At 69.3% G+C, this 21,412-nt stretch carries 20 protein-coding genes; 13 read left to right on the top strand and 7 right to left on the bottom strand.

Annotated elements, in window-relative coordinates; all coding sequences use genetic code 11:
- The first annotated feature begins 41 nt into the window (after positions 1–41).
- From EPL04_RS15695 to EPL04_RS15685, 3 genes are all read left to right on the top strand, one after another.
- A complete protein-coding gene (locus tag EPL04_RS15695) occupies positions 42–728 on the top strand; it encodes a YqjF family protein (RefSeq protein ID WP_134672135.1) in 687 nt (228 codons plus the stop codon).
- Positions 729–817: 89 nt separating this feature from the next.
- Positions 818–2,089: a DUF6498-containing protein gene (locus EPL04_RS15690; protein WP_134672134.1), complete on the top strand. Its 1,272-nt coding sequence runs from the start codon at positions 818–820 to the stop codon at positions 2,087–2,089.
- A gap of 702 nt (positions 2,090–2,791) precedes the next feature.
- Positions 2,792–3,157, top strand: coding sequence for a DUF7344 domain-containing protein (locus EPL04_RS15685; RefSeq protein WP_134672133.1), 366 nt, complete (start codon positions 2,792–2,794; stop codon positions 3,155–3,157).
- Between the two features lie 54 nt (positions 3,158–3,211).
- Here EPL04_RS15685 and EPL04_RS15680 read toward each other — a convergent pair whose 3' ends face one another.
- Together EPL04_RS15680 and EPL04_RS15675 are read right to left on the bottom strand one after the other, a co-directional pair.
- Positions 3,212–3,820, bottom strand: a complete 609-nt coding sequence (locus EPL04_RS15680) for a DNA-3-methyladenine glycosylase family protein (protein ID WP_134672132.1) — start codon at positions 3,818–3,820, stop codon at positions 3,212–3,214.
- Positions 3,821–3,877: 57 nt separating this feature from the next.
- The gene (locus EPL04_RS15675; protein WP_134672131.1) at positions 3,878–5,209 is read right to left on the bottom strand and encodes an ATP-grasp domain-containing protein; all 1,332 of its coding nucleotides are present in this window, start codon (positions 5,207–5,209) and stop codon (positions 3,878–3,880) included.
- 187 nt (positions 5,210–5,396) lie between these two features.
- Between EPL04_RS15675 and EPL04_RS15670 the strand changes: the two genes are divergently transcribed.
- From EPL04_RS15670 to EPL04_RS15645, 6 genes are all read left to right on the top strand, one after another.
- On the top strand, positions 5,397–6,461 hold the full coding sequence (locus EPL04_RS15670; protein ID WP_134672130.1) for a succinylglutamate desuccinylase/aspartoacylase family protein: 1,065 nt from the start codon (positions 5,397–5,399) through the stop codon (positions 6,459–6,461).
- A gap of 69 nt (positions 6,462–6,530) precedes the next feature.
- Positions 6,531–7,847 carry a dicarboxylate/amino acid:cation symporter gene (locus EPL04_RS15665; RefSeq protein ID WP_134672129.1) on the top strand — a complete coding sequence of 439 codons (1,317 nt, stop codon included), beginning with the start codon at positions 6,531–6,533 and terminating at the stop codon, positions 7,845–7,847.
- Positions 7,848–7,957: 110 nt separating this feature from the next.
- Positions 7,958–8,383, top strand: a complete 426-nt coding sequence (sdhC, locus tag EPL04_RS15660; protein WP_134672128.1) for a succinate dehydrogenase, cytochrome b556 subunit — start codon at positions 7,958–7,960, stop codon at positions 8,381–8,383.
- A gap of 1 nt (position 8,384) precedes the next feature.
- Positions 8,385–8,750: a succinate dehydrogenase hydrophobic membrane anchor subunit gene (locus EPL04_RS15655; protein ID WP_134672127.1), complete on the top strand. Its 366-nt coding sequence runs from the start codon at positions 8,385–8,387 to the stop codon at positions 8,748–8,750.
- Position 8,751: 1 nt separating this feature from the next.
- On the top strand, positions 8,752–9,633 hold the full coding sequence (locus EPL04_RS15650) for a succinate dehydrogenase/fumarate reductase iron-sulfur subunit (protein ID WP_134672126.1): 882 nt from the start codon (positions 8,752–8,754) through the stop codon (positions 9,631–9,633).
- Between the two features lie 4 nt (positions 9,634–9,637).
- Positions 9,638–11,524 carry an FAD-binding protein gene (locus tag EPL04_RS15645; RefSeq protein WP_134672125.1) on the top strand — a complete coding sequence of 629 codons (1,887 nt, stop codon included), beginning with the start codon at positions 9,638–9,640 and terminating at the stop codon, positions 11,522–11,524.
- Between the two features lie 154 nt (positions 11,525–11,678).
- Here the strand turns inward: EPL04_RS15645 and EPL04_RS15640 are convergent, their stop codons facing one another.
- Complete coding sequence (locus EPL04_RS15640) at positions 11,679–12,032, bottom strand: hypothetical protein (protein WP_134672124.1); 354 nt, start codon at positions 12,030–12,032, stop codon at positions 11,679–11,681.
- 97 nt (positions 12,033–12,129) lie between these two features.
- Here EPL04_RS15640 and EPL04_RS15635 point away from each other — a divergent pair, with 97 nt between their 5' ends.
- The gene (locus EPL04_RS15635; RefSeq protein WP_134672123.1) at positions 12,130–13,428 is read left to right on the top strand and encodes a 5'-deoxyadenosine deaminase; all 1,299 of its coding nucleotides are present in this window, start codon (positions 12,130–12,132) and stop codon (positions 13,426–13,428) included.
- Here EPL04_RS15635 and EPL04_RS15630 read toward each other — a convergent pair.
- The 3 genes from EPL04_RS15630 to EPL04_RS15620 all read right to left on the bottom strand — a co-directional run bounded on the left by EPL04_RS15630 (position 13,425) and on the right by EPL04_RS15620 (position 16,224).
- Entirely contained in the window at positions 13,425–13,622 is a 198-nt protein-coding gene (locus EPL04_RS15630) for a XapX domain-containing protein (protein WP_134672122.1), read from the bottom strand. The two genes, EPL04_RS15635 and EPL04_RS15630, sit on opposite strands and share 4 nt — an antisense overlap.
- 73 nt (positions 13,623–13,695) lie before the next feature.
- Complete coding sequence (locus EPL04_RS15625; RefSeq protein WP_134672121.1) at positions 13,696–13,884, bottom strand: DUF7556 family protein; 189 nt, start codon at positions 13,882–13,884, stop codon at positions 13,696–13,698.
- A 123-nt stretch (positions 13,885–14,007) separates the two neighbouring features.
- The gene (locus EPL04_RS15620) at positions 14,008–16,224 is read right to left on the bottom strand and encodes a PKD domain-containing protein (RefSeq protein ID WP_134672120.1); all 2,217 of its coding nucleotides are present in this window, start codon (positions 16,222–16,224) and stop codon (positions 14,008–14,010) included.
- 400 nt (positions 16,225–16,624) lie between these two features.
- Here EPL04_RS15620 and EPL04_RS15615 point away from each other — a divergent pair, with 400 nt between their 5' ends.
- The 3 genes from EPL04_RS15615 to EPL04_RS15605 are packed head-to-tail and all read left to right on the top strand — an operon-like array spanning position 16,625 to position 19,708.
- A complete protein-coding gene (locus tag EPL04_RS15615; protein ID WP_134672119.1) occupies positions 16,625–17,641 on the top strand; it encodes a DUF1616 domain-containing protein in 1,017 nt (338 codons plus the stop codon).
- A gap of 29 nt (positions 17,642–17,670) precedes the next feature.
- Complete coding sequence (locus tag EPL04_RS15610; RefSeq protein WP_134672118.1) at positions 17,671–18,249, top strand: metal-dependent hydrolase; 579 nt, start codon at positions 17,671–17,673, stop codon at positions 18,247–18,249.
- 49 nt (positions 18,250–18,298) lie between these two features.
- Positions 18,299–19,708 carry a hypothetical protein gene (locus tag EPL04_RS15605; protein WP_134672117.1) on the top strand — a complete coding sequence of 470 codons (1,410 nt, stop codon included), beginning with the start codon at positions 18,299–18,301 and terminating at the stop codon, positions 19,706–19,708.
- Here the strand turns inward: EPL04_RS15605 and EPL04_RS15600 are convergent.
- Positions 19,705–21,336 (bottom strand): alkaline phosphatase family protein, encoded by a 1,632-nt coding sequence (locus EPL04_RS15600; RefSeq protein WP_134672116.1) that lies wholly within the window; start codon positions 21,334–21,336, stop codon positions 19,705–19,707. The genes EPL04_RS15605 and EPL04_RS15600 overlap by 4 nt on opposite strands.
- Between the last annotated feature and the right edge of the window lie 76 nt (positions 21,337–21,412).

The raw sequence follows: 21,412 nt of genomic DNA, 5'->3' as shown, positions 1-21,412 counted from the left end.
CTCGTCAAAAGGTATTTTCCTCCGAGTTCCCGAGAGACAGTATGGTCCCGCTGGAGATGGGATGGCGCCACCTGTTGTTCGAGAACTGGCCGGTCGACCCCGACCTCGTCGACGCTCACCTCCCCGACGGGCTAACACCCGACGTCCACGACGGATCGGCGTGGCTCTCGGTGGTCCCGTTCACCAACGTCGCCGTTCGACCGAGCGGCGTCCCCGAGCGACTCGGAATCAGGCTCCCTGAGCTCAATCTCCGGACGTACGTCACCCGCGACGGCGTTCCGAGCGTCTACTTCTACAGCCTCGACGCGCAGGGACTCGTGAGCGTCCTCGGCGCACGATTGTTCCAGCATCTGCCCTACTACTACGCACGAATCTCGCTCGAGCGGGCCGACGGCCGGATCAGATTCAGTAGCCGGCGGCGCCATCCCGGCGCTCGCCCCGTCCACTACGAGGCGAGCTACTGGCCGACCGGCGAGCCCTTCTCGGCGTCCGAAGACTCGTTGGCCGCGTTTCTCACCGAGCGCTATCGGTTCTACACGCAGGCCCCGGACGGGACCATCCGATACACCGACGTCGACCACGACCCGTGGACGCTCTATCCCGCGGCCGCCGACGTCGAGACGAACACGCTGTTTTCGGCCAACGGCTTCGGGACTCCTGACGCCGACCCGGTGTGTTACTACAGCCCGGGCCTCGACGTGGTCGCCTCTCGAAGCGAGCGGGCGTAGCTCTCGGAGCGGTCGCCGACCGACGAGACGCAGGCCGCGTCGACGAGCGAACGCGGGATTTATGAGCGCACGGTCGGACGTTCGACCGAATGGTGCCCGGCGTCGCCCGACTTCGAGCGATCGCTCCGCGGCCGGCACTGGTCGCCGTCGGCGTCGCGAACGCCGTCCCGATGGCCGGAATCGGCGTGCTCGGATGGGACGCGGCGGCGCTCGTTTTGCTCTACTGGCTCGAACTCGGGATCATGTGTCTGTTCGCGGTCGTTCGAGCGATCTTCGCGGGGCGACCGTCGGAGTTCGACGGCGACCCGCTGATCGTCGGCGCGCTCGAACGCAGGCGGGCGTCGCTCTCGATTCCGGGGACCGGCCTCGGTGTTCAGCTCTCGACGCTCCCCGTCCTCGTCGCCGCGGTCCCGATGCTCGCGATGGTCTGGCTGTTCGCCGGGGCGGTGACGGTGGGCGTCCTCGGCGAGCCGCCGGATCCGGGGGCGCTGGAGACGGTGATTCTCGGCGCGTTGGGCATCCTCGTCGGCGAGGGCGCCCAGACGCTCCGGGAGTACTTCTACGGGGGCGAGTACCGCGAGCACAGCGCACAGACCGCGATTCAGGGCGTGTTCGTTCGCGGTGCCGCGATAGCTCTGGGCGGGCTGTTCACCGTTACGATGATCGGTCTCGCCAGCGACTCGGTCGCGACCGACGAACCGATCGCCGCGCTCGAACCCGGAGTCGTCGGCGCCCCGCTGTTGCTCGGACTCGTCGTCGTCAAGTTCGGCTTCGATCTGGCGGGGGTCTACCGCGATCGGCTGGTCGCGTTCGACGAGTCGACGAACGTGCTGTTCGGGTGGGCGTACGAGCCGCCGACGGACGAGCCGGTCGACGGGTCGCTGGCCTCGAACGCGTCCCGGATTCGGCCAGCGCTCTGGGGGCGACTGCTCGGCGGTCTCGCGCGCGTCCGGCGACGGCCCGGCGCGGCGCTCGTCGGCGTGCCGGTCCTCCTCGTCGCGCTCCTGTTCGCGACCGGACGGGCGTGGACGATCGCGGGAGCGCTCGCTCTCGGTGCGGTTCTCGTCCCGGGAGCGCTCTTGCAGGCCGACTACTGGCTGCGGTACGGCGCCGTGGAGTATCGGACCGACGGCGACGCGGTCGTCGCGTCCGACCGGCTGTTCGGAACGACCCTGTGGCGGGTCGAGCCGTGGGACGAGACCGGACTCCGGATCGAGCGCGACTGGCTCGACGAGCGACTCGGGACGCGGACGCTCGTCATCGAACTCGGGGACGACGAGGAACTGCGACTCGCCCGGCTCCCGGACGTCGCGCCGGTACTCGAAGCGTTCGATCGACGCCCGGATCGACCGAAGGAGTGATCGCCCGCTCTCGACACCGGGCGATTCCGACCGACCAACCCCGTCACGGCTCCGTCCCCGACCGAACCTGCGTCTCGGGAGCCGTGGCGAGGGCTCGTCGGGAGCAAGATGTGCGCTCGGAGCACTACCGGGCGAAGGTCTGTTAGTAGGCTCTGCGGAGATAGAATCGACAATCGTTCGGTCCGAAGGATCCGGAAGGTCGCCGATTCGCTGGCGGAACGGATGTGAGCGCGAGGCCGACGAGCGACTACGCGCCGAAGGCGCGCTGGAGCGGAGCGATTTTGGTCGAGCTTTTGCAAGCGAGCGGAGCGAGCGCTACAAGAGGTCGGAATGTACGCCCGGAACACTAACCTCCAGCGTCATCCCTGGCGGCGCGCCGAGTCGGCTGGCAAACCCTCGTGCCGGGCGGGTGCTGTGCTGCACCGAGCGGCGGGCCGGCGGTGCCGACCCGCCCGTCGCGGCGTGACGTGTCGCGAATCGGGCCGGTGTGACCGGCCAGCAGGCGCCGTGAGGTGGCGCCGGCCCGTACTGTCGCGCACCCGGGTTCTCCGCGCTGTCATCGCTCCCGTGTGGGTTCGCTCGGGCGGGGACTTGAGGTACGCGCTCGGAGTTGGCGCCCGCCGCGGTTAAACGTTGCCCGACCCGACGCCTAACTGTTTAGGGTGCGTACTTTTTGACCCGGAATGAGAACGGTATTATTACATGATGAACGTGGACACCTCGGACGCGCCCGACGAGTACGCGAGCGAGGGTGGCATCTCGCCGACGCTCGACGCGACGCTCGATCTCCTCTCGGATCGTCGTCGCCGGTACGTCCTCTACACCCTCCGACGCCACAGCTCCGCGATGGCGCTCGACGAGTTGGCCGAGGCGGTCGCGTCGCGGGACGACGACGCCGAGACCGACCACGTCCGAACGGCCCTCTACCACAGCCATCTTCCCCGGATGGAGAACGCGGGGGTCGTCTCGTTCGACCCCGACTCGGAACTGGTCCGGCTCACCGACGGCGACAGTTCGCCGGTCGAGGAGTACCTTGATCTGGCGGCCGAAGCCGAGAACGTCGCGTAATCGGTCGCCCGCTGGCGCTCGGTCGCTCTCTTCCTCTGAGGTGGGTCGTCCGACTCACTCGCGCCGAACTTCGCTGACGCTCTCGGTCACGTCTTCCTCGACGCGCCAGAGATAGAGGCTGGCGTAACTGCGGTAGGGCGCCCACCGCTCGGCGCGCTCTACCATCTCGGCCCGCGTGAGGTCGCCGTAGAGCGACGCCATCCCCTTCCGGATCCCCAGATCTCCGACCGGGAACACGTCCGGACGCCCGAGCGAGAACATGAGTTGCATGTTGGCGGTCCACTCCCCGACGCCCGTGATCGCGGTGAGTTCGGCGACGACCTCCTGGTCGGTCATCTCGGCGAAAAACTCCTTGGTGTAGCCCCGGTCGCGGAACGCCGCCGCGATGTTCCGCACGTAGTCGGTCTTCTGTCGGGAGAGCCCCGCGTCCCGGAGGACTTGTTCGTCGGCCGCGAGCACGCCCTCGGGGGTCGTCTCGACCGCGGCTTCGAGGCGCTCGCGGGTCGCGGCCGCCGACGCCATCGACACCTGCTGGCGGAGCACCGACACCACGAACCGCCAGAAGAAGTCGTCGGCGGGCTCGATGGTCAGCGGGCCGTGCGCCTCTACGAACGGACCCAGATCGGAATCGGCGCGCAGTGCCTCGTTGGGGTCGGCCGTCATCGCCCGACCGTACGGACCGGAGCCAAATGAGGGTGTGGCTTCCGGTCGCGGGCGCCGTCACTCCTCGGACTCTTCGTAGTCGACCCGCTTTTGGACGTTTACCTGGTAGTGTTTCAGGATGTCCCGACCCAGCAACACCGGGTACTCCATGTGGCCGCGGTCCTCGACGCTCGCGGTCACGGTGTGGCGGTTCCCGCCGACGCCGATCACCACGTCGACGACCGGTCGCGACCGGCTCGACTTGCTGGAGCCGGACTTGACCCGGGCGATGGACTTGATCGGGCCCGCGCCGATCTTGGCGGCGAGTTGGGTGTCGATGCTGGTCCGGGTGGCTCCGGTGTCGGACTTGGCGACGATGTTCTCCGACCCGCTGGTGCCGCTCACGATGACCTCCTCGGTGTAGCCGATCACGATCGGATCGCCCGACGCGATGTCCTTGGGCATCGGCTTGCACGCCGGGACCGAGTCGTCGAGCGTCGCCGTCAGGTTCTCGACCGTCGCCTCGTCGACCGCGCCGCCGGCCCGCTCGATGGCGAGTTGGGCGATGTACGGCGCGGCGCTCCGACCCGTGGCCTTGAACAGCCCCTTGAACCCCGCGGTGGGGTTGACTTCGAGGACGTACCAGCCGTCGTGGCCCTCGATCAGGTCGACGCCGGCGCAATCGAGGCCGATGGTGTCGGCCGCGTCCCGGGCGAGGTCCGCGACCTCACGCGGAAGGCGATCGGTCGCGTCCTCGACGTTGCCCCCGAGCGCGACGTTTGTCCGCCAGTCGTTGTCGGGCGCGTAGCGGTTCATCGCCCCGACGATCCGGTCGCCGACGACGTACACCCGGAGGTCGCGGTGTTCGCCCTCGTCGCGCTCGATGAGCTCCTGGAGGAACGCCTGCCGGTCGCCGACTCGGGGGTTCACCAGCTCGTCGGGGCCGACCTTCCACGTCCCGCCGCCGTGGGTGCCGATCGCGGTCTTGTACACCGCTTCGTCGCCGAACTCCCCGCGGCCGTCGTTGAGCCGGTCGTTCGACAGCGCGAGCAACGCGTCCGGGACCGGGATGTCGGCCTCCGCGAGCGCGGTCGCGGTCGAGAACTTGTGGATCGCGGTCATCACCGCGCCGGGTCCGTTGAGAACCGGCCGAGCCGCATCGTAGATTTTCGCCAGTCCGAGCGCCTCGGACGGCTGTTCGGTGTTCGACAACAGGAGTCGGTTCATCACGACGTCGACGTCGGGTTCGAGCTCGACCGACCCGTCCTCGATCGAGACCGCGGAGTTCTCCTCTCTGAGCCAGAACGGCTCGTGGCCGAGGTCTTCGATCGCGTTCAGAATCGCTTTCGTCTCCTTGCTGTTGTGGAGGCTGAGGACGCCTACGCGCACGCCGGACCGGTCGTTGCTCATCTGTACGGGAGTATTGGACGCCATCTCTTAAAAAGGCCCCCACCTCGACGGAACCGGCGACCGACCGTTCGAACGCCGGGACGCGAGCGGTCCGGCCGGCCGAAAGCCGTCGTTACTCGGCGGCGTCGGCCTCGACCGCTCGGCGCTTCCACCCACCCTTAAATAGGGCGGGGTCAGAGGGGTAGGTATGGCCGGGTCGGACGCCGACGACGCGTTCACGTACAACGGCGGAATCGTCGAACCGGGCGAGACCCAGAACATCCGGTACGGCATCAGCGAGACGTATCTGGGCGACCCGGTGCGGATTCCCGTCACCATCGTCAACGGCGCGGAGCCGGGGCCGACCGTGTTCCTCTCGGCGGCCGCTCACGGCGACGAACTCAACGGTATCGAGGTCGTCCGGGAGGTCGCCCAGGAGTGGAACCACGACGAGCTCTGTGGCACGCTGGTCTGTCTCCCGGTGTTGAACGTCCCGGGCTTTCTCGCACAGGAGCGGTACCTCCCCATCTACGACCGGGACCTGAACCGGTCGTTCCCCGGACGGGTCGACTCGACCAGCGCCAAACGCATGGCCCACCAGATCTTCCGGAACTTCCTCGCACCCTGTGACATCGGGCTCGACTTTCACACCTCCACGCGCGGGCGCACGAACATGCTCCACGTCCGGGCGGACATGGACGACCCGGACGTGGCCCGGCTCGCTCGGGCGTTCGGCTCGAACGTCATCATCTCCTCGCAGGGGCCCTCGGGGACGCTCCGCCGCGAGACCAGCGAGTACGGCGTCCCGACCATCACCATCGAGATGGGAGAGGCCCACCGGTTCCAGCGCCAGTTCATCGACCGCGGACTGGAGGGGGTCGCGAGCGTCCTCGCGGAGTACGGCGTCCACCGTACCGACGCCGTCCGGTGGCCCGGCTGGCGGACCGTGATCGACGACGAGAAAGAAAAGACGTGGCTGCGGGCCGACGCCGGCGGCCTCGTCGAGATGCACCACGATCGGGGCTCGCTGGTCTACGAGGGCGACACCGTCTGCACCATCACGAACCCGTTCAAGACCGACAGCGAGCGAGTCGAGGCGCCCTTTACCGGACTACTGGTGGGCGTGCTCGAGAATCCGGTCGTCTACCCGGGCAACCCGCTGTGTCACATGGTCGAACTCGCGGCCGACACCCGGCGGGCGCTCAAGCGCGAGCGGGCCCGGACCGGCCCGGAGGACGACGGCGACGTCCCGCCCCCGCCCGAGAGCCGATAGTCACAGACGGCGGCCAGTTTCGTCGGGACCGTCACGGACTGGGTCGACCGGTGACAACGCCGAGCCGGGATGAGTACGAAAACGCTCAGACGCGGATGGCATCGGTACCGGTCGGTGCCGATCGTGTATCGGATCGCGGCCGGCTTCCTGCTCGGCGCGCTCGTCGGGCTCTCGGTCGGCGAGCGCGCCACGGTGGTCCGGCCGCTCGGCGAACTGTTTTTGAACCTGCTTCGGATGCTGGTCGTCCCGCTGGTGGTGTTCACGCTCCTTTCGGGGATGCAGAAGCTCTCGCCGTCGAAGCTCGGACGCGTCGGAGGCACCGTCGTCGGCCTCTACGCGGTCACGACCGCCATCGCGGCCGCGATCGGACTGGCGGTCGCAAACCTCGTCCAGCCCGGCCGAGGCGTCGAGTTCACGGGCGGGGAGGCCCAGTCGGCGAGCGCCCCCTCGGTCGCGGAGGTCGTGCTCGGCATCGTGCCCGAGAACCCCCTCGGCGCGATGGCGTCGGGCGACCTCCTGGCGACGATCTTCTTCGCGGTCGTGTTCGGCCTCGCGCTCGCGATCGTGCGCGACACCGCCGACGACGAGGCGATACGGGAGGGCGCCGAGACGTTCTTCGCGCTCGCGAACGCCGCCACCGAGGCGCTGTTCAAAGTCGTCTGGGGCGTGATGGAGTACGGCGTGATCGGCGTGTTCGCACTGACGGCGGCGTCGCTCGGCTCCTCGGGCGTCGAGGCCGCGCTCTCGCTGGCGACGCTCGTGGGAGCGATCGCGCTCGGGATCGCGGTCCACATCGCGGTCACCTACCTCGGGCTCGTCGTCGTCGGACTGCTCGGTCAGTCGCCGCTCGCGTTCCTCGACGGGGCCAAAGACGCGATGGTGACCGCCTTCTCGATCCGGTCGTCGAGCGGGACGCTCCCGGTCACCATCGCGGACGCCGAGGACAACCTCGGCATCGACGAGAGCGTCTACGGCTTCTCGCTACCGCTCGGGGCGACCATCAACATGGACGGGGCGGCGATCCGGCAGGCGGTAACGGCAGTTTTCGCCGCTAACTTGGTCGGGGTTTCGCTCGGGATCGGCGATCAGATCGTGGTGCTGGCGACCGTGGTCCTCATCAGCGTCGGCACCGCGGGCGTACCCGGCGCGGGGTTGATCATGCTCACGATCATCCTCGAGGCGCTCGGGCTCCCGCTGGAAATCGTCGGTTTCGTGGCGGGCGTCGACCCGATCCTCGGTCGGATCGCCACGATGAACAACGTGACCGGCGACCTCGCAGTGTCGTCGCTGGCGGCCAAGTGGAACGACGCGATCGACTTCGGATCGGGCGCGTGGGCCCGCGGGTCCGAGGCCGGTGGCGCCGCGGCGTCTGTTTCAGACGACTGATTGGTTTAGGCTCTGATTCCCCCGTCGCATCGCGGATTTCCGATCCGTTTCCCCGGCGCGGGTCTCGTAACTTCTATTTGCCCACAGTCCAACCACCCGAACGGACAAGTATGAGTCAATCGTACAATCGAGGCCTCGTCGAAGACTTCGGCCGGTGGCGGGAGTTCACGGCCGGGATGTGGGCCTGGATACTTCACAAGTTTACCGGGTGGGTACTCGTCGGCTACCTGTTCACGCACATCGCCGTCCTGAGTACCGCGCTCCCGGCGTCGAACGCCGCGTCGGGCGTCATCGCCGCCGAGACCGACGTCTACACGACGACGCTCCAGGGGCTCGAAAGCCTCGCGCTCGTCCGCGTTCTGGAGGTCGGACTGCTCGCGGTCGCCGTCTTCCACATACTCAACGGCGTCCGCCTGCTGTTCGTGGACCTCGGCGTCGGCCTCGAAGCACAGGACAAGAGCTTCTACGCGTCGCTGGTAGTCACCGCCGCCATCGTGTTGGCGTCGGTGCCGACGTTCCTGGAAGGGGTGTTCTGAGATGGCCGAGCGCTACTCCTCGTTCCGGAGCGGCAGTCGATCGTGGCTGTTCCAGCGGGTCACCGCCGCGTTCTTAGTCGTCGTTCTGGCGTTTCACTTCTTCCTGCTCCACTTCGTCAACCACGCCTCCGAAGTGACGTTCGCGGGGACCAGCGCCCGGATGGAGCAGTGGGGCTATCTCCTCACGATGGTACTGTTTTTGCTGACCGCGACGTTCCACGGCGTCAACGGCGTCTACGCCGCGCTGTTGAATCAGGGACTCACGGGCACGAAAAAGCGCGCGGTGAAGGGCGTGCTCGCGATCGCCGGCCTCGCGCTGGCCGCACAGGGAACCTACGTCGCGCTCGTGATGTCCGGAGTGATGTAACATGAGTACGCAAATCCAAGAAGAATCCGAAGAGGCGACCGAGACCGAGACCGAGACAGCGCCGGTCGAGCGCGAGTCGCCGGGCGACCGGCGCCGCGAGGCCAAACGAACGGCCAGCGACCAGCGGGTCGCGTCCGAGCCGGTCGGCGAGATCGAGGGCGACACCTTCCGGCTGAAGGTGTTCCGCTACGACCCCGAGGTCGAGGGGAAGATGGAGCCGCGGTTCGACGACTTCACCGTCCCCCGCGAGAAGGGGATGACGGTCCTCGATGCGCTCATCTACGCCCGCGACCACTACGACACGACCCTGACCTTCCGTCACTCGTGTCGGCAGGCGGTCTGTGGCTCGGACGCCTTTTTCATCAACGGCCGCCAGCGGCTCGGCTGTCAGACCCAGATCTCGGACCTCGACGGACCGGTCCGGGTCGAACCGCTCCCCCACCAGGACGTGGTGAAAGATCTGGTCGTCGATATGGAGCACTTCTACGATCAGATGCACGCGGTCGAGCCGTTCTTCCAGGGCGACACGCCGGACGGCGACCTCGAAGAGCAGCGCCAGTCCCGGGAGAACCGCGAGAAGATCAAGATGTCGACGCGCTGTATCTGGTGTGGCGCGTGTATGTCTTCGTGTAACATCGCGGCCGGGGACAACGAGTATCTCGGCCCGGCGGCGATCAACAAGGCCTACCGGTTCGCGATGGACGACCGCGAGGAAGACGAGCTCAAGGAACACCGCATGAAGATCCTGGATCAGGAACACGGCGTCTGGCGCTGTCAGACCCAGTTTTCCTGTACGAACGTCTGCCCGAAGGACATCCCGCTGACCGAGCACATCCAGGAGCTCAAGCGCGAAGCGGTCAAGCAGAACCTGAAATTCTGGTGAAACCATGCACGAACACGACGTACTCGTAATCGGCGGCGGCGGCGCCGGACTCCGAGCGGCCATCGCGGCCCAAGAGGAGGGCGCCGACGTGGCCATCGTAACGAAGCTCCACCCGGTTCGGAGCCACACCGGGGCGGCCGAGGGCGGTATCAACGCGGCGATCCGGGAGGGCGACTCGTGGGACCTCCACGCCTACGACACCATGAAGGGGTCGGACTACCTCGGCGACGCCCCCGCGATCGAGACCCTCGCACAGGACAGCCCCGAGGAGACGATCCAACTCGAACACTGGGGGATGCCGTTCTCCCGCGAGGACGACGGCACCGTCTCCCAGCGGCCGTTCGGCGGACTCTCGTTCCCCCGGACGACCTACGCCGGCGCCGAGACCGGCCACCACCTGCTCCACACGATGTACGAGCAGGTCGTCAAACGCGGCATTCAGGTGTACGACGAGTGGTACGTGAGCGAGCTCGCGGTCACCGACGAGGACGACCCGAGCGAGCGGACGTGCCACGGCGTCGTCGGCTACGACATCAAGACGGGGCAGGTCGAGGGGTTCAAGGCCCGGAACGGCGTCATCCTCGCGACCGGCGGCCTCGGACAGGTGTACGACCACACCACCAACGCGGTCGCCAACACCGGCGACGGCGCGGCGATGGCGTATCGGGCGGGCGTCCCGCTCGAAGACATGGAGTTCATCCAGTTCCACCCGACCACCCTCCCCTCGACGGGCGTGCTGATCTCCGAGGGGGTCCGCGGCGAGGGCGGCATCCTCTACAACGCCGAGGGCGAGCGGTTCATGTTTGAGTACGGCTACGCGAACAACGACGGCGAACTGGCCTCCCGTGACGTGGTCTCGCGGGCCGAACTCACCGAGATCAACGAGGGCCGGGGCGTCGAAGACGAGTACGTGTACCTCGACATGCGCCACCTCGGCGAGGAGCGCATCACCGACCGGCTGGAGAACATCCTCCACCTCGCGCGGGACTTCGAGGGCGTCGACGGCCTCGAAGAGCCGATGCCGGTCAAGCCCGGCCAACACTACGCCATGGGCGGCATCGAGACCAACGAGCACGGCCAGACCTGCATCGACGGCCTCTACGCCGCCGGCGAGTGCGCCTGCGTGTCGGTCCACGGCTCGAACCGGCTGGGCGGCAACGCCCTGCCCGAACTCATCGTGTTCGGCGCTCGGGCGGGCCGTCACGCCGCGGGCACCGACCTCGGCGAGCCCGAGATCGCGACCGGCCGCGACGAGGAGTTCGAACGCGAGGACGGTCTCGACACGCCCGTCGAGCCCGGTGCGGTCGGCGGCGCGAGCGACGCGGTCGCCGACGGCGGTGAGCGAACCGACGGTTCGCGATCCTCGTCGGACGCGCGGTCCGACGGCGGAACCGCGGTCGCGAGCGCCGACGACGTGGTCCAGCGCGCGGTCGAGAACCAGCGCACCCGGATCGACCGCCTCCTCAACGAGGACTCGGGCGTCCAGCAGGCCGAACTCCGCGAGAAGCTCCAGAAGTCGATGACCCAGAACGTCAACGTCTTCCGGAACGAGGAGGGGCTGAAGACGGCGCTCGAAGACATCCGAGAGGTGCGCGAGCGCTACGAGGACGTGTACGTCGACGACCCCTCCCGGACGTTCAACACCGACCTCATCCACACCATCGAGATGCAGAACCTGCTCGACCTCGCCGAGGCGATCACGCTGGGCGCGCTCGCGCGCGACGAGTTCCGGGGCGCCCACTGGCGCCAGGAACACCAAGAGCGCAAGGACGACGAGTGGCTCAAGCACACGATGCTTGCGTGGAACGACGGGAGCCCCGAGCTCTACTACAAGCCGGTCATCCTCGAAGGCGAGGAAGACACCTACGAGCCGAAGGTCCGGTCGTACTGAGACGGCGATTTTTCCGGGCGGTCGACACCCGACGCGTCTCCTCCGCGTTCGCTCGATCGACCCACCGGAGAGCGTCCCGCTCGCGGTTCGATCGGATCCCCGTCGGCGTCGGCGGCGCGCCGAGCGCAGACCGAACGGGCCGACGAGTGGGTTCTCAGCCGTCTTCTTCGATCACCGTCGTCTCGTCGCCGCTCGCGTGGCGGAGTTCGAGGCGATGGCGGGTGTGGCGGGCGTGGGTCTCGGCCCACCGCCGGGCGGCGTCCTCCGAGAGGCGCTCGACGGTCTCCGGGCAGTTGCGACACGCGACCCGCCACGTCGCGATCCCGTCCGGGAAGTGGCCGGTGTGGCGCTGGTGGTCGAGCGCGAACTGCTCGAGCGCCTGATTGCCGACCCCGAGGTCGTCGAGTTCGTACGCCAGATCCCACTCTTGGCCACACCGCTCGCAGGAGACCGTCGGAGTGTCGTCGATGTCGGTCGCCGATGGCGGGCGGTCGTCGCTGTCGGTCACGCGCCTGTGTAGCGCCCGCGAGTGCTTGAACCTGTCCTCCGAGCAGTCTCGGGGAATCGCCAACTATATCTCCGTCTCGGTGTTTTCCCACGGTGGTATGTTGTTGGAGGGAACCGTCGTCGCCGACGCGGACACCGTGATCGACGACGGCGCAGTCGTCGTGGAGGGCGACCGCATCGCCGCGGTCGGCGACCGCTCCGAACTGGCAGAGCGCTACCCCGACCGCGAGCGCCGGCGCTACGACGTGCTCGCGCCGGGGATCGTCGGCGGCCACGTCCACTCGGTCCAGTCGCTCGGACGTGGCATCGCCGACGACACCGCGCTGTTAGACTGGCTGTTCGAGTACGTCCTCCCGATGGAGGCCGACCTCGACGCCGACGGGATGCGTATCGCGGCCGAGCTGGGGTACGCGGAGCTGATCGAGTCGGGCGTGACGACCGTCATCGACCACCTCTCGGTCCGCCACGCCGACGAGGCGTTCGAGGCCGCCAGCCGGATCGGGATCCGGGGCCGGATCGGGAAGGTGCTGATGGACAAAGACGCCCCCGACGGGCTGGCCGAAGACACCGACGCCGCGCTGGCCGAGAGCGAGCGCCTCATCGAGGAGTATCACGGCGCCAACGACGGTCGGATCGGCTACGCGCTCACCCCGCGGTTCGCGGTGAGCTGTACCGAGGCGTGTCTCCGGGGCGTCCGGGAGCTCGCCGACGCCCACGACGGCGTCCGGATCCACACCCACGCCAGCGAGAACCGCGACGAGATCGCGCAGGTCGAGGCCGACACCGGGATGCGGAACATCCACTGGCTCGACGAGGTCGGGCTGACCGGCGAGGACGTCGTGCTGGCCCACTGCGTCTGGACCGACGAGAGCGAGCGCGAGGTGCTGGCCGAGACGGGCACGCACGTCACCTACTGCCCGTCCTCGAACATGAAACTCGCGTCGGGCGTCGCACCGATCCCCGACTACCTCGACCGGGGGATCAACGTCGCCCTCGGCAACGACGGCCCGCCGTGTAACAACACGCTCGATCCGTTCACCGAGATGCGTCAGGCCAGCCTGCTCCAGAAGGTCGAGGACCTCGATCCGACTACGTTGCCGGCCCGGACGGTGTTCGAGATGGCGACCGTCAACGGCGCGACGGCCGCGGGCTTCGAGGGGGTCGGCCGGCTGGAGCCGGGGTGGAAGGCCGACGTGGTCGGGCTGAGGACCGACCTCACGCGGGCGACCCCGATCCACGACGTGCTCTCGCATCTGGTGTTCGCGGCCCACGGCGACGACGTGGCGTTCACCATGGTCGACGGCGAGGTGCTCTACGAGGACGGCGACCACGTCGCGGTCGACGCCGATCGGATCCGACGGGAGGCCGACGAGTACGAGGTGTCGGTCGCCGATTAGGAGAGTCCGAGCGCCGCCAGCAGGTCGAAACTGAAACCGAGTTCTTCTACGATGCGGTATCCCAGATAGATCCCGACGACTCCCATCACGCCCGGCAGTTCGGGCGGCGCCGGGACGGGTATCTGGAGTGCGTGAAACAGTGCGCCGAGGACCGTGCCGGTCGCCAGCGCGAGAGCGGTGAGCGTCGCATCCATGCTGGGACGTGGATGTCGATCGCCTAAAAACCGTTCTGCTCGGCGGCGGCCTCCGAACCGGAGTCGCCGACCGTCACCGCCACTGCGAGAGGGTGTGTGACTCCTCGTAGGGCATCACGAGCCACGCGTCGTCGTTCGACACGTCCGCGATCACGGTCGTGGGCTCGTCGCCGCTATCGTCGAGGGCGAACATGACTTCGCCGTCTTCGAACGATTCGTCGATGTCGTCTGCGGATGGGATAGTCCAACTCAGGGTAATCACCGTGTGGTTCGGACGGGTGTGATCGTTCCTTGTGACGGACGGCTCTTTAGTATTCACCACTGTTCCGGTCGTAACGACCCGTTATAGCGCGGTACGCCCGCCAAAACGCGGTGAAACGGTTGACTAACGAATGCGTCTCGCCGACAGGACGGCGGCCGCGAGCGCGACCAGCGCGGCGGCGACGCCGAAGCCGGGGACGCCGCCGTCGGCGCCGCCGGCTTCGGTCGTTCGGGTCGTCTCCGAGTCGCCGGCCTGCGAGTCGACGGTCACGGTCACCGACTCGGTCGCCGTCGCGCCGTACTCGTCTTCGACCACGACCTCGACCGTCGCGGTCCCGCTCGTCCCGAAGCTGTGTTCGACCGACTCGCCGGTCACCTCGGCGTCGCCGAGCCGCCACGTCACCGTGGTCTCGCCAACCGAGTCGGTCACGTCGGCCGAGAAGGTCGCGGCCGAGCCGACGGTCACCGAGTCGGGCGCGTCGACGGTGACCCCGGGTCGGTCGTTGACCACCAGCGTCGCGGTCGCGGTGTCGTTCAGCGCGGCCGAGTCGGTGACGGTGAGCGCGACCTCGCGCTCGCCGGGCTCGCCGAAGCTGACGGTCGCGGTCTCGCCGTCGTAACGCTCGCCGTCGATCTCCCATCGGTAGCCGGTCAGTCGACCGTCCTCGGCGGCCGAATCGGCCGCGCTCAGTTCGACCGACTCGCCGACCAGCACCGACTCGGCGGCGTCGATGCTCGCGGTCGGCGCGTCGACCGCCGTCACCGCCAGCGTCCCGGTGCCCTCGGCCGCGGCCGAGAGCCGCGCCGTCGCGTTCGACTCGGCGACGACCTCGGTGTCGAGGATCGCCCAGCCGTCGGCGGCTCGCTGGGCTACCCGGAGGTCCTCGACCGCCGCCGCGTCGGTCGGCACCGAGAGCTCGACGGTCGCCGAGGCGTTGGCGGCCGCCGCCGGACCGGTCAGCGTGACCGCGTAGACGGGGTCGCCCGGCGGCGCCAGCGCCGAGAGGTTCGCCCGCTCGGACACCGTCAGCACGCCCGAGGCGTTCGCGTCGGCCAGCGTCACCGACCTGACGGGCGAGTCCTCGAGCGCGACGGTGGTGCCCGGCCGGTCGGCGTCGGCGTCCCGGATCGCGGCCGAGGCGGGGCCGCCGATCCGGACCAGCCAGCCGTCTTGGTTCTCCGAATAGCTCGTCGTGTCGCCGACCCCGACGTAGCCGCCGCCGTGGCCGTCGATCGCCGGCCAGAACTTATCCCAGTACTGGTTGCCGTAGGTCCGCTCCCACTGCGTTTGACCCTCGCTGTCGGCCTTTACGAGCCAGCCGTCGGCGCCGGTCTGGCCCAGTTTGTGCTTCGCGCCCGAGAGGACGACCCCGTCGTCGTCGGCCAGCACGCCGTAGAAGGCGTCGTCTTTCTCGGTGCCGTAGGTTCGCTCCCACTGCTCGTCGCCGCCGCCGTCGATCTTCACGAGCCAGCCGTCTTCGGCGCCGTCGCCCTGACTGGCGGTCCGACCCGCGAGGAGGAACCCGCCGTCCTCGGTCGCGGCCGCGTCGTGGATCCGGTCGGCGTCGGCGCCGCCGTACTCGGCGTCCCAGTTCACCTCGCCCTCGGCGTCGACGTTCAGCACCCACGCGTCTGAGGGGTCGTAGGTGCTCGACTCGACGGTGCCGGTCAACAGCAGGTCGCCGTCGTCGGCGACGAAGATCGAGTTGACGTACTCGTCGGCGTTGGACTTGAGCGTGTCGTAGGTCTGGCTCCACGCTTGGGTGCCGTCGCTTTCGAGTTCGACCAGCCACGCCTCGGCGGTCGAGCCCTTCTGCCAGCCGCCCGCGTAGACGGTGTCGCCCGACTTGGCGAGCGACCAGAAGCCGCTGGGGCCGTCGCCGCCGTGGGTCTCCTCCCAGACGACTTCGCCGTCGTCGTCGACTTTCAGCACCCAGCCGTCCCACGCCGAGTCTGCGTCGGGACTGGAGTAGCCCGCGAGCAGGTAGCCGTCCTCGACCGCCTTCGCGTCGAAGAGCCGGTCGGTGCCGGGGCCGCCGTAGCTCCGCTCCCACGTCGTCCGGCCCGCCTCGTCGACCATCGCGACGTAGCCGTCGTCGGTCCCGTCATCGCCGGCGGTCCACCCGACGACGAGGTAGCCGCCGTCGGTCCGGATGCCGGTCGTCAGCTTGTCGTCGCCGTCCCCGCCCACCGACGTGTTCCACCGCTCGGGGAGCGGCTCGTCGGCGTCGGCGGCCGGCGGCGACGCGCTGGCGGTCGGCGTCGGTCCGGCCCCGACGGTGCCGACGGCCGGAGCCGCCAGCACCGCCAGCGCGATCACGCACAGCATCGCTCGGTTCATGCTCGGTACCCCCGGTCTGCCCTCGTCGCGGCGTCGAGTTTCATTGGTAATCCACCGTTGTGTTGTCGTATCGAGGCATTTCCCCGCCTGCGCCGGCCTGCGGTCGCCGGAGCGAAGGTTCGATACGACCGTGGGACCGATCGAGCCTTTGTTATGTGGCGTCTGAACGCGCGGTAGGCGTCGGTTGAACGACGTCCTCGCCCGCGACTCTCGGGGAGTCTCGTCGAACCGAATCGGCGGCGGTCGCCGAGATCGGTCGCGTCGGTCCGGCCGTACCCGGCGCCTACCGGCCGACAGACGGGAGATAACAAAGTACCGGTCGCCCGATACTCCGGGCGATGAGTCGTCGACACGTCGCTCGCGAGCACCGGACGACAGCCGTCCCGCGGTGGCCCGCGCCATGAGCCTCGAAACCAGCGACGGCACGCTGGTCGACCGACTCGCGCGGCCGGGCGCGCCGGTCGATCTGATCGCCGTCGTCGGCTACCTCGCTGTCGCGGTCCTCGTGGTCTTTCGGCCCGGAGTGTACGGGACGCCGATAGCGACCGCGCTCGGGCTCCCGGCGCTTCTGTTCGCGCCCGGCTACGCGCTCGTCTCGCTGCTGTTCCCCGGAGCGACGCCCGACGACGCGGCCGGCGGCCGAGCGCTCGACGCCGTCCGGTCGGACGGGCTCGGTGGCGGCGAGCGCGCGGCGCTCGGGTTCGGGATCAGTCTGGCGTTTCTCCCGGCGTTCGGGCTCGCGCTCGCGGCGTCGCCGTGGGCAATCGCGCCGGTCCCGGTCCTGGTCGGGGCGAGCGGGTTCGCGGTCGCCTGCTCGATCGGGGCGGCGATCCGGCGGCTTCGCCGGCCGGCCGACCGCCGGTTCTCGGTGCCGGTCCGAGGGTTGCTCGCGGACGCCCGGCGCGCGGTCCGGGACGGGTCGGTCGGGGAGGTCGCGCTCGACGTGGCGCTGGCCGGCGCGGTCGTTGTCGCGGTCGCCGCGGTCGGGTACGCGGTCGCCGCGCCCGGCCCCGGTCAGTCGTACACCGACGCCTACCTGCTCTCGCAGAACGAGACCGGCCAGCTCGTCGCCGACGACTACCCGCGGAACTTCACCAGCGGCGAGAGCCGACCAATCGTCGTAGGCCTCGACAACCACGAGGGCGCCGAGACCGACTACACGGTGGTGGTCGAACTCCAGCGAGTCCAGCAGGCCGACGACGGGGGCGCCCGAGTCGTCCAGGACCGCCGGCTCGCGGCGTTCACGCCGACCGTCGCGGACGGGGAGACGTGGCGTGTCCGCCACGACGTCACGCCGACGATGACCGGCGATGATCTCCGGCTCGCGTATCTCGTCTACCGCGGGGCGCCCCCGGAGAACCCGTCCACCGAGAGCGCGTACGAACACGTCCACGTCTGGGTGAACGTCTCGGCGTGATCGACCGCATGCGGAGCCACGACTGACCCATGTGGCCGTGGGAACACCTCGCTGTCGGCTACCTCGCGTACTCGTTGAGCTGTCACCTGCGCGGCGACGGCGCCCCCGGCGGCTGGCCCGCGGTCGTGCTCGCGGTCGGGACCCAGTTTCCGGATCTGCTCGACAAGCCGCTGTCGTGGTCGCTCGGGGTGGTCGCGAGCGGCCAGTCGGTGGCCCACTCGGTGCTACTCGCGGTCCCGGTCTCGGCGCTCGCGATCGGCGCGGCCACCGGGGTCGGGCGGCGCCGCGTCGGGGAGGGGTTCGCGGTCGGATACCTCAGCCATCTCCCGAGCGACGTCTTCTACCCGCTGGTCCGCGGCGCTCGACCGAACGTCGACGCCGTGCTCTGGCCGCTGGCGAGCGCGCCCGCCGGGGAGGCCAACGCGGGCCTGCTCGCCACCGCCCGGCGGCTGTTCGACCGGTACGCGGGCGAACTGCTCGCCGGCGAGCCGACGCCCTACCTCGCAGTCGAACTCGGCTTGCTGGTCGGGGTAGTCGCGCTGTGGGTGTACGACGGGATGCCGCCGGTCGGCGCGCTGGTGGCGAACGCGACCGAAGACGCCGCCTAGGATCGTCAGGACGGTCATAACAATGTGTTCGTCCGGCAAACGTCCGGGCGTGACAGAGGACGACCGTCGGCTGAACAGACGCGCGTATCTGCGGGCGCTCGGCGCGACCGGAGCGGCCGGGCCGTTGGCCGGCTGTGGCGGTCTCGACGCCGATCCGGACGGCACCGCGACCGAGACGACCGGTCGGACCCCGACCGGCGGCGAGCCGGCCGAGGCCCCGGCCCGGGAGAACGCGACGACCGAGGCGACCGACCGCTTCGAGACGGTGGTGAACGTCGCGGACGAGGGGGCCGACACCGCCGGCGAGGAGCGCGTCGACGACCTGCTCGCGGAGCTGGCGGCCGACGATACGATGCTTTACTTCCCGGCCGGACGCTACCGGCTCGGAAAGTGGAACCTCAGCGGTCACCGAAACATCGGCGTCGTCGGCGACGACGCGACCTTCGTCCCGCCAGCGGGCAAACAGGACTACTGGCTGGCGTGGGGCCAACTCGAGGACCTCCTTTTCGAGGGGTTCGCGCTCGATTGCACCGCCGACGGGGTCGCCCCGGTCAACCACATCTCGGTGACCGGCGGCCAGAGCGCGGTCCGGGACGTGGCGCTCCGGGGCCACCGACGAGTCCCCCGGAGCGGCTTCGAGATCGCGGCCGCCGACCCGGACGCCGAACTCCTGTTCGAGGACGTCCGGCTCCCCGACGGCTCGACCGCGGGCAACGCCATCTACACCTTTCCGAAGAGCGTCGGCCGCCTGAGGATCCGGAACTGCCGGGTCGAAGACTGGGCAGAGGGGCTGTACGCCTCGCCCCACTCGGGACCCCTCGAAATCGTCGGGGGCCACTACGCCAACAACGGTATCGACCAGGTCCGGGTCGGCGGCGGCCCGTCGGGCGCGACGGTCCGGGACGTGACCGTCCGAGTCGACGACCCCGAGCACGCCGACAGCAAGCCGAACATGCGGGGCATCTGGATGGAGGAGGGCGGCCGGGTCCGGATCGAGAACTGCGACATCGCCATTACCGATCTGACGGGCACGTACAGCTCCGGGGCGATCGTCGTCGGCCAGCAGTTCGGGGCGGCGACCATCGCCGACACGACGATCCGGACCGACGCCGACGCGCCGGCGATCAGCGTCCGGAACCCGATCGACTCGATCGAGGGCCAGACGATGCCGAGCATGGACCGGCTCCCCGAGGACTGGCGGGTGGAGTGTCGGAACGTCACCGTCACGGGGTCGGTCGGCTCGGGCACCGCGATCCGGGCGGTCGATCGAGACGACTGCGTCTTCGAGAACATCTGTGTCAGCCACCCCGAGGGGAGCCGGGACGGCGTGCTCGTCGAGAGCGCCGAGGGGTGTGCGGTCCGGAACGCGACGATCGCGGTCGGCGGCGACGCCGTCGTCGGCGAGGACGCGACCGTCGAGACCACCGCCGTCCGGACGGACGGCTCCTGTGGCGACTAGATGTAGCCGAGGTCCGCGAGCCGATCCTCGACCGCGCCGTCGTCGCCGTCCCCGACGGCGGCGGTCCCGAACGCCACGTCGCCGTAGTCGGCCCGCGTGACCGCCCGGTCGAGCAGGCCGTCTGGCACCCCGCCCGACATCCGGTCGGGCACGTCCCGTCCGGCCGACGCGAGCGCGATCGGCGCGACGTCGGTCAGCGAGAGGACGTCGAGGTCCGTCCCGGCGTCGAACGCGGGTCCGTCGGCGACGAACACGCCCCGGGGCTTGTGGTCGTGGGCGTCGATCGGCGCGAACCGCTCGCCGATGAGGTTGGGGTTCACGACGTGGTTCATCTCGGTCGGCATGAACAGCACGTCGCAGGCCCGGTCGGCGTACGGTCCGTCGTACACCGCCTCCCGGCGCCGGACCCACTCGAACACCGGGTCGCCGTCGGGCGTCCGGAGCGACGCCAGCAGTTCCACGAGATCCTCGCGGACCTGTTCGTACTCGTCGGGCGACACGACGCCGCCGGGGTCCCGGCCTGCGACGTTCACCCGGACGCCCAGTTCCGTGCTCCGGCAGTAGGCCGCCGACGCCCGCCTGTCGACCCCCTCGCTCGCGGCCGAGACCGCGTCGTCGGGGAGCAGATCGAGCAGGAGGTCGTCGATCCCGGCCCGCCGCGCGAGTGCGTAGGCGTCCCCGGGCGTGAGTCCGACGGCCCCGAGCGCGCTCGTCAGCGCCGAGACCGCGTTCGCGGCGAGGGGCGACCCGTCGTCGTCGGTCGCGTCGTCCTCGCCGGTGAGCGTCGACTTCTCGCTCGCGAGGCTCGGGCCGGTCTCGTCGTCGGTCGTCTCCACGTAGCCGGCCTCGCGGAGGATCTCGTTGAGATAGACGTCGTAGCCGTCGACCCGACCGATGCCGTGGTCCGAACAGACCACGACGTTGGCGCCCGGGGCGGCGTCCCTGACCCGTCCGAGCACCTCGTCGGCGGCCTCGTAGATCTCCCGGAAGGTCTCGCGGTCGTCGAAGTTGTGGAAGACGGCGTCGGTCTTCTGGACCTGAATCACCGCGACCCGCCAGTCGTACGATTCGAGGAGGTACTCGGCGGCCCGGCCGCGGACCTCGATCGCGTCGAGGTAGCCCCGGCGCTTCTGGGCCTTGTCGTCGCTGGTCTCGCCCGACGAGTAGATCCGGTAGGGCTCGCCGATCGCCGCCGAGAGCTCGTCGCGAACGCTCGCCGGATGGCCCGGATCGTCTTCGTGGGCCAGATACCCCGGGATCAGCGCTCCCTCGATCGGTTCGGCGGGGTGGGTGACCGGGACGTTCAACACGACCGCCGGCTCGCCGGTCGCCGAGAGGTAGTTCCAGATCGCCGGGCGCCGGACGTGGTTGCGGGTGACCAGCTCGTCGTCGCCCGGATCGTTGCCGGGGCTGAAAAAGCCGTAGACGCCGTGGCGGCTCGGATCGGTGCCGGTGTACATCGACGGCCACGCGCTCGCGGTCCACGGCGGGAACGTCGAGGCCAGCGGCGCTTGTACGCCCGACTCGCGCAGCGACGCGAAGTTGGGGAGCGATTCGTCGAACGCATCGAGGTACTCGAAGTCGAGGGCGTCGAAGCCCACGACCACGGTTTTGTTCTCGGCTGTCATTGTCGTCTCCGCGCGGTCTCCGGGACCGCCCGCTCGTCAGATCGAGACGACGCCGGCCACCATTGTTCTCTGGAGC

Source organism: Halorussus marinus (assembly GCF_004521895.1).
Taxonomy (GTDB): Archaea; Halobacteriota; Halobacteria; order Halobacteriales; family Haladaptataceae; genus Halorussus; species Halorussus marinus.
The sequence above is the reverse complement of the archived record's forward strand: the minus strand, read 5'-3'. Positions and strand labels throughout refer to the sequence as shown.

Coding starts and splice junctions, on each gene's coding strand:
- EPL04_RS15620 (WP_134672120.1), bottom strand. CDS start 16,224: ATGAACCGAGCGATGCTGTGCGTGATCGCGCTGGCGGTGCTGGCGGCT.
- EPL04_RS15635 (WP_134672123.1), top strand. CDS start 12,130: ATGTTGTTGGAGGGAACCGTCGTCGCCGACGCGGACACCGTGATCGAC.
- EPL04_RS15650 (WP_134672126.1), top strand. CDS start 8,752: ATGAGTACGCAAATCCAAGAAGAATCCGAAGAGGCGACCGAGACCGAG.
- EPL04_RS15610 (WP_134672118.1), top strand. CDS start 17,671: ATGTGGCCGTGGGAACACCTCGCTGTCGGCTACCTCGCGTACTCGTTG.
- EPL04_RS15615 (WP_134672119.1), top strand. CDS start 16,625: ATGAGCCTCGAAACCAGCGACGGCACGCTGGTCGACCGACTCGCGCGG.
- EPL04_RS15675 (WP_134672131.1), bottom strand. CDS start 5,209: ATGAGCAACGACCGGTCCGGCGTGCGCGTAGGCGTCCTCAGCCTCCAC.
- EPL04_RS15665 (WP_134672129.1), top strand. CDS start 6,531: ATGAGTACGAAAACGCTCAGACGCGGATGGCATCGGTACCGGTCGGTG.
- EPL04_RS15630 (WP_134672122.1), bottom strand. CDS start 13,622: ATGGATGCGACGCTCACCGCTCTCGCGCTGGCGACCGGCACGGTCCTC.
- EPL04_RS15670 (WP_134672130.1), top strand. CDS start 5,397: ATGGCCGGGTCGGACGCCGACGACGCGTTCACGTACAACGGCGGAATC.
- EPL04_RS15645 (WP_134672125.1), top strand. CDS start 9,638: ATGCACGAACACGACGTACTCGTAATCGGCGGCGGCGGCGCCGGACTC.
- EPL04_RS15600 (WP_134672116.1), bottom strand. CDS start 21,336: ATGACAGCCGAGAACAAAACCGTGGTCGTGGGCTTCGACGCCCTCGAC.
- EPL04_RS15695 (WP_134672135.1), top strand. CDS start 42: ATGGTCCCGCTGGAGATGGGATGGCGCCACCTGTTGTTCGAGAACTGG.
- sdhC (WP_134672128.1), top strand. CDS start 7,958: ATGAGTCAATCGTACAATCGAGGCCTCGTCGAAGACTTCGGCCGGTGG.
- EPL04_RS15690 (WP_134672134.1), top strand. CDS start 818: ATGGTGCCCGGCGTCGCCCGACTTCGAGCGATCGCTCCGCGGCCGGCA.
- EPL04_RS15655 (WP_134672127.1), top strand. CDS start 8,385: ATGGCCGAGCGCTACTCCTCGTTCCGGAGCGGCAGTCGATCGTGGCTG.
- EPL04_RS15680 (WP_134672132.1), bottom strand. CDS start 3,820: ATGACGGCCGACCCCAACGAGGCACTGCGCGCCGATTCCGATCTGGGT.
- EPL04_RS15685 (WP_134672133.1), top strand. CDS start 2,792: ATGATGAACGTGGACACCTCGGACGCGCCCGACGAGTACGCGAGCGAG.